The sequence below is a fragment of the Phormidium sp. CCY1219 genome, from assembly GCF_055795085.1.
In genome coordinates, this window is record NZ_JAYFEQ010000569.1 from 1 (window position 1) to 12590 (window position 12590).

Annotated in this window: 14 protein-coding genes; 8 read left to right on the top strand and 6 right to left on the bottom strand. The window is 50.9% G+C overall.

The features are described from left to right. Positions 1-262: 262 nt before the first annotated feature. Positions 263-574, top strand: a complete 312-nt coding sequence (locus AC0QH1_RS15780) for a DUF6679 family protein (protein WP_324632164.1) — start codon at positions 263-265, stop codon at positions 572-574. Between the two features lie 299 nt (positions 575-873). Here AC0QH1_RS15780 and AC0QH1_RS15785 read toward each other — a convergent pair whose 3' ends face one another. Continuing rightward, positions 874-2577 carry an MBL fold metallo-hydrolase gene (locus AC0QH1_RS15785; protein ID WP_324632165.1) on the bottom strand — a complete coding sequence of 568 codons (1704 nt, stop codon included), beginning with the start codon at positions 2575-2577 and terminating at the stop codon, positions 874-876. Between the two features lie 697 nt (positions 2578-3274). Here AC0QH1_RS15785 and AC0QH1_RS15790 point away from each other — a divergent pair. The 7 genes from AC0QH1_RS15790 (at position 3275) to AC0QH1_RS15820 (ending at position 8001) form a co-directional block, all read left to right on the top strand. Further along, positions 3275-3448, top strand: coding sequence for a hypothetical protein (locus AC0QH1_RS15790; RefSeq protein ID WP_324632167.1), 174 nt, complete (start codon positions 3275-3277; stop codon positions 3446-3448). Between the two features lie 69 nt (positions 3449-3517). Continuing rightward, on the top strand, positions 3518-4072 hold the full coding sequence (locus AC0QH1_RS15795) for a phycobiliprotein lyase (RefSeq protein ID WP_324632168.1): 555 nt from the start codon (positions 3518-3520) through the stop codon (positions 4070-4072). A 338-nt stretch (positions 4073-4410) separates the two neighbouring features. Continuing rightward, on the top strand, positions 4411-5283 hold the full coding sequence (locus AC0QH1_RS15800) for a phycobilisome linker polypeptide (RefSeq protein ID WP_324632169.1): 873 nt from the start codon (positions 4411-4413) through the stop codon (positions 5281-5283). A 152-nt stretch (positions 5284-5435) separates the two neighbouring features. Next, complete coding sequence (locus AC0QH1_RS15805; protein ID WP_324632170.1) at positions 5436-6200, top strand: phycobilisome rod-core linker polypeptide; 765 nt, start codon at positions 5436-5438, stop codon at positions 6198-6200. Positions 6201-6397: 197 nt separating this feature from the next. Next, positions 6398-6928, top strand: a complete 531-nt coding sequence (locus tag AC0QH1_RS15810) for a phycobiliprotein lyase (protein WP_324632171.1) — start codon at positions 6398-6400, stop codon at positions 6926-6928. 60 nt (positions 6929-6988) lie between these two features. Next, positions 6989-7603, top strand: coding sequence for a chromophore lyase CpcT/CpeT (locus AC0QH1_RS15815; RefSeq protein ID WP_324632172.1), 615 nt, complete (start codon positions 6989-6991; stop codon positions 7601-7603). A gap of 95 nt (positions 7604-7698) precedes the next feature. After that, a complete protein-coding gene (locus AC0QH1_RS15820; RefSeq protein WP_324632173.1) occupies positions 7699-8001 on the top strand; it encodes a CpeR family transcriptional regulator in 303 nt (100 codons plus the stop codon). Between the two features lie 394 nt (positions 8002-8395). Here the strand turns inward: AC0QH1_RS15820 and AC0QH1_RS15825 are convergent, their stop codons facing one another. The 5 genes from AC0QH1_RS15825 to AC0QH1_RS15845 form a co-directional block, all read right to left on the bottom strand. After that, entirely contained in the window at positions 8396-9211 is an 816-nt protein-coding gene (locus tag AC0QH1_RS15825) for a HEAT repeat domain-containing protein (protein WP_324632174.1), read from the bottom strand. A 35-nt stretch (positions 9212-9246) separates the two neighbouring features. Then, positions 9247-10533, bottom strand: coding sequence for a HEAT repeat domain-containing protein (locus tag AC0QH1_RS15830; RefSeq protein ID WP_324632175.1), 1287 nt, complete (start codon positions 10531-10533; stop codon positions 9247-9249). Between the two features lie 304 nt (positions 10534-10837). After that, a complete protein-coding gene (locus tag AC0QH1_RS15835) occupies positions 10838-11332 on the bottom strand; it encodes a globin family protein (protein ID WP_324632176.1) in 495 nt (164 codons plus the stop codon). Positions 11333-11431: 99 nt separating this feature from the next. Then, positions 11432-11968, bottom strand: coding sequence for a bleomycin hydrolase (locus tag AC0QH1_RS15840; RefSeq protein ID WP_324632177.1), 537 nt, complete (start codon positions 11966-11968; stop codon positions 11432-11434). 184 nt (positions 11969-12152) lie between these two features. Further along, positions 12153-12473, bottom strand: coding sequence for a hypothetical protein (locus AC0QH1_RS15845; protein WP_324632178.1), 321 nt, complete (start codon positions 12471-12473; stop codon positions 12153-12155). Between the last annotated feature and the right edge of the window lie 117 nt (positions 12474-12590).

The following is a 12590-nucleotide window of genomic DNA, read 5'->3' on the forward strand; positions in this document are numbered from 1 at the left end:
GGGGGCGAATTCCTCCCCATACATAAATGACAGGGGTTTCCATTCGCCCCCCTTACCAACCCCTAATTTTCGATGAGTCTTGCCGATGGGCTACAGGAAACGGCGAACAAGTAAGCAATTCTCGTTTCACGGGTTTCCTTGCCGATTCCCTATTCTAACTTCACTCACGATTGGCGAAAGGGTCCGATTCCCGTCGCACCCTCGCTTAGGTGAGACTCATAACTTCGCGTTGGACATGTTATCTGCTCAGGAGAAGCCACCTATGCTACACCGCAAGATTTATCAACTCTGTTGCGATGGTCGTGAGGTCAATATTTTCTTGCGGGATCAGCAACGTTGGATCGATGACGTTCGCATTCTCGATATCGAAGGAGATTTAGTCACGGTACGCTATGAAACGGACGAAGAAGATGAAATCTGCTCTTGGGAAGAGATGATTCGTCTCGAAAGCATCGGTGCCGTGAGTCAAAAAATAGCGTCGGTTCCTCGCGGCAATGTCGAACCTCTGGTTTCAGACGATTGTCCCGAAGCGGAACAACTTCCCAATCACTCTCCTGACTCGGATCGAGAATAACCGCATCCAAAGGATCCACGAGTTGTTGTCTCGATCGCAATTCCATCATCAGCTCGATCGGCTCCGATCCACTCGCCTCCGGTGTTGTCCCTACACCGGAGGCTCTGTTATTCGTTAAAATTCCCCACAGCAAAATTTTCCGCCGTCGGGTTCGGCAGCGGTGACGGTGTTGCACTCCAACCTAATATTATAACCCTAAAGCTCACATTTTAAAATTTTAATCCCCATTTGATTTCCCATCCAGTGAATGGGAGCGTACAACTCGTTAACATGCAAAAATTTCCCAAGCGGATTGCCGATTATTCATGTTCGGATTCACTATCCGTGGGGGTGGGTGAATTGTCTGGGGGCAAGGGGGGCACCATAGCGGCTTCAAACGCCGGACAATACCCTTCGGGCGTCACTTTAAAGCCAAACAATGGTGAAGCTTGATTCCAACACCGCTGCCCTCGATAGTAGCGACAGTTGCCGCAACAGTCGATATGGGTACTGACTTTGGCAGCGCTTCCTTGGGAGAGCACTTCCCGTTGGGAGACGCCACGCACCACTAATTCTTCCCCCTGCCAACGAGCTTCTAGTAAACCGGTGTCGGCAAAGTTTTGCCAGCGCGGATCGGCGGCGATCGCATCGGTGAATTGAAATGTCACCCTGCCGGCTTGTTCGCTTAACTCCCCTTCGTAAATCTCCGCCGGGGTGGCGGGTTGCAAAAAGGTTTCGCCTATGGGCAATTCTACCAGAGTCCCGGCTTCGGGAGTATGCAAGTGGTATCGATTTCGCAGTTCGTCTAAATTGGTCAGATCGGCGAGATAGGCGGGAGAACCATGCACGAAAATCACATGCTGGGGATGCAAGTTATGGATCAGTTGGGTGGTCCCATTGCCATCGCAGCGATCGGGGAGTAAATAGCTTTCCACCTGAATCTCAACTGAGGCGATCGCCTCTAACCCACCCGGTCCGTGTTCTAGGGATTGCCCGGGATACTCGGGCAGCAAAACCAGCCAAGACCTGTTTTCGCTTTGGCAGTAATGTTGCAGGTTGGCGTCGAGATCCGTCAGCACGATGCAAGGCGCTTCCCCGAGTAAGGGGCGGTTTTCGGGGTCAATCCGCCTCACCCGGGGTCGGATCCGTTCGTCCCAAAATAAGGGTTGATGTTTGGCAAAGTTTCGCACGGAGGTGGGAAGCTGCGGTAGCAGTTCTAAGTAAACGTCGCAGGCATCCGCAATGCTTCCATCCACCCAAATATCGATTTCTCGCCCGGTAAAATGATGATGACTCCGCAGCAGCATCAGCAGTTCTTGCCCTAACCCGAGGGTGGGGGTGGGCAGCAATACGGACTGTCCGCGATCGAGGGCCAAATCAATGCGTTCGGCAAGTTGGTTTTCTTGCGATCGCCGATGGGGAAATCGAGAGGTGCCGTAACTGCCTTCTACAATCAACACTTGCGGATCTAATCCGCGCAACTCTTCTAGGGGCAATCCCTCCACTAAGCGGGTGTTTGATAGGAAAAAGTCCCCGGTATAAACCACGGTGTAGGGGCGCGGGGTGTGCCCGGCGTCGCTATCGGGGGCGCTATAGGTCAGGCGAAGGGTAGCCGCCCCAGGCAAATGCCCCGCCGGAAATAATTCTGCCGTTAGCCCATTGAGAATTTCGATGGGGGTGCGCCAGGGTAATGCCTGACAAAACTGAATCGCCTCGCGTTCTACCTCCGGCCAATTGAGGTGCAATAGTTGGGTTGTCACCTCGGAGGCATAAATCGGTAACTGCGGGAATGCTTGGTGCAAGGGCCACACCCCGCGCGCGCGATCGCGGTGGGCGTTGGACACCAGCACCAGGTCTGCCGGCAGGGGGACCGATTCCTCGGGATTCGATTCTAACCCAACCTGTAACGGCGCGATATCTGCAAGACCACAGTCAAGGAGGATGCGATACGGCCCGATTCGCACCAGCAAACATACTCCTTCGTCTGCATGTCCTACGCTATATGCTAAACATTCAAGCTCCATCACGTTCGTATCGCATTCGCAATATTTGTGCCGAGTCTGCGTTGCACAGAAAGGTTCTTTGTCAGTTTTCGAGAACTGCAACAGTTTGGTTTGGGTTCACCCTCCGCCGAAAGCTACAATGCCGATGCCCGTCGCGCCCTAGCGCTCTTGGCACCACCATCGAGGTAAAAATTCTTCCTTTGTCCCCCCCTTTCCAAGGGGGGTAAGGGGGGGATAGGAGTAACGCAGTTGAGTGTGGAACATCTTTGTCTGTTGTTACTCGTTGAGCTTGCATAAATTTGATGCTACCAAGGAAGGTGGTCATCCTCGATACTTTTTTGCGGCTGCTGACAATAATTTTTCTGAAGCCTTTGGCGCGATCGCTTCGCCTGTTTCTCTCCCCTACCCGCTGGCTCTCCTCCCAAACTCCCGGCTTTTCTACATCTACTTTGCTTCTTTTTCCCCACTCTACTCTTCATAATTCGACTCGTTATTTAATATAAACTTTAATTTATGCTTACTATAAGCTAGCGAGGGAACGTCTGGCAAAACCCACGGATTCCAATCTGTAACCCTCATTCCTTTAGGCAAGGCAAAGGCAGTGAGGCGTCAGGCAACCCCGGAATGCTGGCAAATTTCCCACGGTCTTCGTTAGATACCTTGACTGAATATTGTCATTCAAACATATTTTTTATAAATTACCAAGTGTGCAAATTAAATGAATTTTAACCCGCAAAGGTTTCTGCCAAGATTACCCGGAGGACAAGACAATCGCGATCGCTTCAGGCGATCGCGGTTAAGGTGGGACAGTTCTCCCCTGCCTGTGGCCCTGGCTCAGGTGATACCCTATTCCCAAACCGATCGCCTAACGGCACTAGAACGAACGAATTAACAACTGTTAATTTAGACAAAATCAATCGGAAATTGTTAATTCTCAATTCTCCACTTTCTACCAAGAACCATGAACCACCCTGAATTTGACCGATTTTTCGAGTGTTGCGTTGGCACCTGGAAGAGCGAACGCACCTATCATTATCTGAATGCGGCACAAGTGGAGCGATCGCGCACCGAATTTACCGTTGCGCCGGTGGCTCCCGACCTGAAGCTGAAGGTACTCTCGGACAACCAACGCCCGCCCCATCCGGAAGTCGATCGCCTACAAGGCTATCATCTGGAATTTAATACCATTTCCGAAACCGGAGAACAAGTGGCCCAACAGCTCAATCTGCTGTTCGTCCCCACCCAGGGGAATGAGGAAACGATTGAGGGAGACTACTTGCGCGATCGGGCCTACGAAGAAGCCAAGCCGATGGTGGCTGATTTTCGCTTCCACATCCCCACCCGCGAACTGCTAATGACCACCCACTACACTCAGGTGGTGTCCGTGGATTCCATTACCCTGATTAACTCCCAGTTGCGAATCCGCAAAATTATCAACTATCAGCGCCCACCGGCGGGTCAGCGCCTCGACACCGTGCTGTTGGTCGGGTTTGGTGTGGAACGCAAGCAGACTTAATCCCTGGGAGTGACCCCTAATTTCTGGCGAATTTTTCCCGACAATCCCCTCACCGGGGATACTGTTGCGTTCGGGGCGCGATCGCTCTCACCCTTGAATGCAGGCGGTTTTGTCATCTCACGCCCAAGGACCCTAAAAAAACTTTACAAATCTTTACCTCTTAAATGAGGTTTGCAGTGTATAAACTTTCCCAAACTATGCCACACTATGATTTAACAGAACTCTGCCGAGGCTCCTCGCGAGCCAAAAATTAATTTCTGTCTGGCAGAATGTAAAGTTTTGTAAACTCATCGGCATATTTTCTCAGAAAATTTATTGCTAATCAGGAGAAAGTTGGAATGGCTTTTGGACCGGCATCGACCTTAGGGGTCAGCGGTTACGAAGATACACCGCCATTGGAATTGTGGCCCGGACGCTCGCAAGAAGAAATCGAAACCATCATTCGAGCCGTCTACAAGCAAGTGCTTGGGAACGCTTACGTGATGGAAAGCGAACGGCTCAAAGTGCCCGAGTCACAGCTCAAGGAAGGTAACATCAGCGTGCGCGAATTCGTGCGACAAGTGGGTAAATCCGAGCTTTACCGCTCGCGGTTTTTCGAGAACTGCGCCCGCTACCGCAGCATCGAACTGAATTTCAAACATTTTCTCGGTCGCGCTCCCGATGGCTACGATGAAATGAAAGCGCACAGCGCGATTCTCGACGAAAAAGGGTTTGAAAGCGAAATCGATTCTTATATAGACAGCGACGAGTATCAATCGGTGTTTGGGGAAGACATCGTGCCCTATATCCGAGGTTACAAAACCCAACCGGGTAAGAAAATGGTGGGCTTTACCCACGTTTTCGAGCTGTTTCGCGGCGCTTCTTCTAGCGACTTAAAAGGTAATTTATCGGGAAATCGACCGCGCCTAAATCGGTTGACGATTCAAGAAATTCCCACGCCGGTGGTGCCCCCATCCGGGGCCACAGAAGGGTGGTCTTTCCAAGATCCTCCCCGAGGCGCTCGCACCCGACATGGTGCAGGTGCGGACGATCGCGGTAAAGTTTACCGCATCGAAGTGACGGGCTATCGTTCCGCGAAGCAGGTGCGGCGGGTGTCGAAATTCCGGCGCAGCAATCAGGTGTTTTTGGTTCCGTTCGATCGCCTGTCGCAAGAATACCAGCGCATTCACCAAATGGGCGGCGTAATTTCGAGTATTACCCCGGTCAACTAATGGGCGCGGCGATGATGTTCGCCCCGCTTTTTTAAACAGCGCCTAGCAAGGTTTGAAGCGATCGGGCATCTGTTAAACCAAGAGCGTCCGTCAGGGACGCTCAACATGACAAATTTAACTTAGTTAACCCAACAAAAAAAGGAGAATCAAACATGGTTTTATGGGCGGTAGAAACCGAACCGGTGGAGTTGCGGAAAAATCCTACGGAAAGCGACTTGCAACTCGTGATTCGCGCGGTTTACAAGCAAGTATTGGGAAACGAGCATTTATTGGAGTGCGATCGCTTAATGAGCGGGGAATCCTTACTCCGCAATCGAGAAATATCGGTGCGTCAATTCGTGGGTTTGGTCGCCAAATCGGACTTGTATCGGGAGCGCTTTTTTGAAACGAACTCTCAGTCTCGTTTTATCGAACTGAATTACAAACATTTGTTGGGTCGCGCCCCCCAAGACCGAGAAGAGATTACCCAGCACGTTCGCATTTACAATGAACAAGGGTACGAGGCGGAAATCGATTCGTACCTCTACAGCGACGAATATATCCAAAACTTTGGCGATGCTATCGTTCCTTATGCCCGTGGCGTTCGCACTCAACCGGGCCTGAAAAATGTTAGTTTTAATCGCATGTTTTCTTTGGTACGCGGCCCTTCGAGCAGCGATAGCTATCAAAACGCGAAACTGATTATGGATTGGGGGGCCAATCTGCCCACGGCGATCGCGTTTCCCCTGACGGGAATGGGTGGCTATTACAGCAACACGCAAAAGCGCTTTCGGATTGAAGTCACTCGAGCCGGTATCGGTCCGCGCGTGAAACGGAGTAACAAAACCTATGAGGTCGGTTACGACCAATTAAGTGCCAACATCCAAAGCATCCAAAAAGCTGGCGGTAAAATTCGCAGCATTATTGAGGTGCATTAGATTTTTCAGATTGCTTAAAAAACAACTAAAAAGGGGTAAAACGCGCTGGCAGTTATGAGGCGCGCACCATTACAGTTTTTCTTGGCTAAAGTTGCAAGGGGGGGGGAAACTGTAGTAACTTTAGCCAAAATTTTTAATAGATTACATCAGGTCAACCGCTAAAACTGTATGGTTGAGTACAAGATTGAGGGCTGGATATGAACGTGAATGAATTTGTGGCCAAGTCGATTGGCAAGTGGCGATCGCAGCGCAGCGGTCATCATCTCGCTTTCAGTCATTTTGAAGAAATCCGCTCGACGATTGATATCGTTGCTCTCGGTGCAGATGACCGGGAAGTTCTAGACCTGTGCCAAGCATATAATATCGATCCAGCACTGGCTAGCAGTCCGTTTAAAATGAGTTGGGCGGGGGAATCTGATTGGGATGAAGACGAGAAACTGACTGGCAGTTGCGTGCTGGTTCCCATTCCGGAGTTAAAACAGCTCCGTAGGGGGAAATTATTGCGATCGCAAGGCTACGCCGAAACCATGCCCGCAGTGGGTCATTACCACATCACCGAGGACGGAACCTTTGTTTTATTAACCGAATACGACCGGGCGATGGCGGAAGAACGGATCTGGTTTGCTACCCCAAATCTACGCTTCCGAGTCAGCGCCATTAAAACCAGTGATGGTAATGGGGTAGTCACTGCTTCTTTTTCTTCGGAAATTCGCGCGATTTCCGCTTAATTTTTCGGAATTTATTACTCGATAGCGCGCATTTTTGTCAACGATTCAGCAACCCTTTTTATGTCTGACCATCAAACCGTTACCAATTCCACCAATCTGATTACTTTATCCCAGTGGATGGCCGGACATTTTAGCAACCAAAAGCAATCCCTGGAAAACCCCACTCTTTACGCCCACATTCACATCTATTTTCGTCCGTTACCCCAGGAACGGTTTGCGGGGATTTGGTTGTATTCCGAACAGGTTTATGACTACGATATGTGGAGTCCTTATCGGCAAGGGGTTCATCAATTGGTGGATTTAGGCGATCGCATTTACATCGAAAACTACGGTCTAGATGATGGATTGCTCTATGCCGGTGCGGCGCGAGAAGTCGATATCCTCGAAACCATTACTCCAGAGTGTCTCAAACGGCGATATCACTGTTCGATGGTTTTCCACCGGGAAGGCGATTGCTTTTTGGGTCATGTGGAACCGGGGAACCAATGTTTTATTCATCGCAACGGATGCCAAACCTATTTGGTAAGTGAAGTGGAACTGACAGAAACCACTTGGGTCAGTTTAGACCGAGGGATGGATGTCAATACTCACGAACCGGTTTGGGGGTCTGCTGCTGGACCGTTGCGCTTTGAAAAATGGGAAAGTTTTGCTGAGGAAGTGCCACAGGTGAAATAATCTCTCCCTCGGCACGTTCTCGGGACAAATTATCGAGAAAGCACTGCCAAATTCAATTGAATAAAAAGATGCTGCCACCACAAGCTTGCAAAAAGATGCAATGCTGGATTCGCAGTCGGCATTTAATCTGCTCCGGCAACTTTTTTATCTTTGAAACGGTGGAGTATTCTACTGTAGAACGATTTGCCGATTGTGTCAAGAGTTTGGGCGGAACTTTAATCTCGGTCAAGCCGCTAAAAAAAGTTTGGATCGGCAATCACCGTCAAGTGATTCTTTACCAAGCAAAAGCGAGTTTGCATACGCCGCACCATGACTTAAAACAGTATTGGTTTAAATACGGCGGGTTTTATACTCGCTTTGACGAACGAGTGGGTCGCTCTCGCCTGCAAAGAATTTAAACCCTCGGTTGAGCAGACTGGAAAATTAACAGTGAAGGGTAAAGTTGATTGGAAAGGGGATATAAAGCATTTGGGGGTGGTAAAATACAGGTTTAGAGACGGCAAAGCGTTGGGTTAGTATGGGTTATCAACCCGGTTGGTTTACCCAATCGTAGAGACGCGATTAATCGCGTCTCTACAGCAACCCATTTGATATAGAACCCGGTTTTGGATTCCCTGAATTAAAAAGATGCCGATGACGCTGTAGCAGTTTGGATGTCTGCTGAATTTCGGCCATTTTCTCAGGATAAAGCGGACATCAAAAGCGGATGAAATTGTCAATTTCACCCGTAAGCATGCAGTGGAATTTTTCCGCCCGGGGGTTATGGCGATCGCTTCTCGGAGGCTCCTTCTCTCATCTGAGTGAGTGTGATAGCTGAGATAAAGCGCTTTGTGCCCCTTCGCGCAGGTAAGGGTCGGCGTCTTCTCGATTGGCGATCGCAGAGAGTGCATCTGCTGCTTTCGGATCGGCGATCGAACCTAATGCCCCGATCGCCGCCACCCCAAGGGCGATATCCTCGCTTTGGAGTGCGGCGATTAAAATCTCTAATGCCGGTGCGCCGATGGTACTTAGCGCGCCCACCGATGCCAATTTGACTACCGGATCCGAGTCGTAGAGACCTTTTTCCAGGGCCTCTAGACTCTCTTGCTCAAAGGGTACTTCCGGATACTTCAGGGCGATCGCCGCCAAAGCTTTCGCACAACTGGCGCGGACCGTCCCATTTTCGCTTTCGCGCAATCCATTGACTAACGCATCCACCGCATCCGGACCGATGACGCCCAAAGTTTGCACCGCAGCGCGACGGTAGACCACATTGTCATCGGATAAAATGGCCATCAGTTCGGGAATCGTTTCTTCCCGGGGTTCTTTTGCAATGTCGCGCATGGCCCGTTCCCGGAGGCGGGGATTTTTATGTTTGAGTTGGGGAAATCTCACCGAGGCGCGATCGCTGGAGGGGGCTGTTTTGACCGAGGTATCCCCCACCGTCACCTTAAGGATTTTTCCCCCTAAACGGTGAATCTGCTGCAGGGTGGTAGACATGCGCGCATAGGGCACGGTTATGGTATAATCGCTGCGGCGCATCACCGATTGCGCGCGCACACCCGTGACTTGAATTGTCACCGGGCGAGAGTTGTAATCGCTAATTGTATTCCGTTCCGGAAGCATCATCGCCGTTGTCTCGCGTTTTTTTAACCATCATTTGACTACAATGATAGGGCATTGGCGGTTAAATTGGCTTTGGCGCGCAATAAGGGATGAGTGTCTTCGGTAATGAATTGAGGAATGCTCGAGTCGCCGAGTTGCACTAATGCCATTAAGCAGGCATATTGCAATTCCCAAATGGGAGTTTCGCCGGCAGTTTTTAGCTCCTCTATCGCCCGTTTGTCGCCTAAATGTCCCAGGGCGATCGCTGCAGCGGTGCGGGATTTTTGGAATTGCGGGCGTTTGTTGTGCAGAGACTCCACAAGCACTTTATAAGCGGGTTCGTATTGCAGCCAGCCTAATAGTTTAATAACGTGGTAATGGGCACCGTAATCGTTCCAAGCTTTTTCTACAAAGGTATCGATTAGCGCCGGGGGTGCTGGTTGGGGATATAAATCTAAAATTGCTTGACTGGCAAGATAGCAGCGACCAAAATCTGTATGATATAATTCGTTAATTAGGAAGTCTAATGCGGGGGGTTCGGGATAGTCGTGGACGAGGTTGAGTTCGTCGGGGCGATCGCGAATTACCGCATCTAAACTCGGTTCGATTTGCGCGAAGGTTAGTTCCCCGGTTGCCATTCCCGTGGTGGCTAAATGGGCGATTCCGCGTATGCGAAATACCATCGAAATCGGACAGGCGGCAATATCCGGCATTGCGGCATAATATCGAGCATCCATTAAGTCTTGAATGCAGGCGCGGCGGGCGTTGATGTTGGGATGCTGGAGGAATTGCACCACTTCTGGCATTCGGCTGGGGTCGTTTTTGAAGCGAGAAACCGTGGCGATCGCGGCACTGGCGACGGTGGGGTCTTCAGCGCAAGTAAAGGGGAGAATTGTATCTAAAGCGGCGCGATATCCCAGTTTGGCCAATCCGTGAATAATGATGCGATGAATTTGTTTTGGATCGGACAATAATTCGGCAATTTCTGCTAAAATTGTTTCATCATCGGTGCCGATTTCGCCGATCGCCCACACGGCATTTTCTACGGTGTAAATATCCGGGTCGTGCAAGCACTGGCGAATGGCCGGGATTGCCGAGGAGGCTTGCAATCGTCCCAAGGTTTCGATCGCCTTGCGTCTGGCAATTCGGCTATCGAGATCTGCTTCACAATCACCCAGGGTGTCGATGAGCGCGTTAATCGCTCGTTCGCTGGGAAAATTGACTAAATGAGCCGCCGCAATATAGCGATCGGATTTATCTTCGAGTTCGTGGGTGGGGGTTCGCAATAAGGCGATCGCCCGCTCTTCGCTCAATCCGGGAAAGATGTTAGAAAAACGCCGATCCATAGGTCAAGAATAATTTTAAACGTTCTGTTGGCTCATCGCCTCAGAGAAATACCTAGAGAACTCTTGGCAGTTCGCGTTACCCGCCGGGGGTAAACGACAAGCGTCGAGTTCTCTAAGTTAAACCATTCGCATCAATAAATCCAGCCAGTCATCGGGGAAGGCAATGCCCATCGGAAATTAAGCAAGCTATTGATAGGCATTGCCCCCCTACTTGCCGCCAGTTTAGAGAAGTGAGGGGCGAATTGCGTCAGTCCGAATGGGGGAAAACGGCTAACGCAATCCGCGTGGGTTGGTTGAGAGCAACCTAAGACAGAGCGTTGATGGCGTAGTCCAAATAGGCGCGGAACTCGGTGAGAGCTTGCGCGGACATATCGCGCGGCGCACAAGCGCGATCGCGGGTGTATTGGAAGGCGGTGACATAGGCTGCGGTGGGCAGATTCAACGCGCGATACACTTCGCGAGCACCGGCAATGCCCCACTCATCCAGCGGACCGGTACCGCCAACCACCAAGCAGTAGTTAATCAGGCGCATGTAGTGGTCGATATCGCGATAGCACTTTTTCACCTTGACATCGCTATCTCCGGCTTCCCCCGATTCTTTCAGGTAAGGATACTTCTTGAATACCGCATCCCCCGCTTCTTTGACGACTGCTTCATGTCCGGCAGCTAACTTTTCGGCGGCTTCCAAACGAGCTGCCGCACGCTGAATGTTTCCTTGCACCGATTCTAAATCGGAACCGGTGGGAAAGCGCGCTGCGGCATCCGCAGAGGTCACAACAGTGGTCACAACCGATTTCATAAGTCTGAAGGTCTCCTGAATACAAGTTTGACAAATTCAACTAGGGTGGTTGAGGTTATCTCCCGAGGAAAATTGGGGAGATTTCCACTCGCCTGGAAATTAGCTCAGTGCTGCAGCCACTTTGTCGAAATAGCTAGCCGCTTCCGCCGTTAAGGAGGAGCAATCGCCATCGGGAATGTTGTCCATTTTGCGCCCCGAGGCGTTGTTGTTGATAAAGGCGATCGAAGCCGCTTTCATAATGTTGACGGCGCGCACTGCAGAGGCGAGGGGTACCCCCAAGGCGATGTAGGTTTCTTTCAGACCATTTAAGCAGCGATCGTCGAGTACCGACGAATCCCCTGCGAGGAGGGCGTAGCAAACATAGCGCAGGATGATTTCTCCGTCACGCAAGCAAGCTGCCATCCGACGGTTGGGATAGCAATTCCCACCGGATTGAATCAAGCCTTGGTTTTCGCAAATCATCCCGGAAACTGCGTCGGAGACGATGCAGCTTGCGTTGCTCGAAATGGAGTTCACCGCATCTAGGCGCTGGTTGCCTTCGGCGATAAAGCTTCTGAGACCTTGTAATTCTTCAGAACCGATATAAGCGGTCTTGGCGTCAGCCGCCACCACTGCTTTGGAAAAGGCGTCTAGCATTAAAATCTCCTTATCGATCGAATTTTCTTTGCTATGCTAACCACGCCGGTCAAGCGAACTTGACCTGCCACCCTCGAAGATAGGGGAAGCTGCAATCTTCAGTCTCATTTATGAGAAAGAAAGTAATATTTTTTAATATTTCGCCCGGTGTCGCATCGGGCCGATCGCCCCGTGGCGATCGCCTCTATCCGGGGCGTTTGGGTCTTTCGCTAGACTTTTCTACCTGCTTCAGCTTGGGGACAAATGCCGATTGACCGATGATTGCGCGATCGCCACCCCTGGTTTTTGCCGGTTCGTTTCTGAGACGCGCAACCCAGACCCCTACCCCCCCCCGAAACCGATGGCGATCGCTTCTACACCAATTCTGCGATCGCATCTCCATCGGGTGGCAGGGAATCAGCCAAAACCCAGCCCACCCACGGATAAACACTGCATTTTCTCCCTCTGTCTGTCTCACGTGAAGCATCAAATTGCGCGATCGCTCATACCCTTTTTCTTTAACCATGAAACCGTTAAGATACCCCCTTAGATCCCCCTCCCCTCTCCCTCGTATCCCCCCCTTACCCCCCTTGGAAAGGGGGGGGACAAAGGAAGAATTTTTACCTCGTATCCCCCCCCTTAC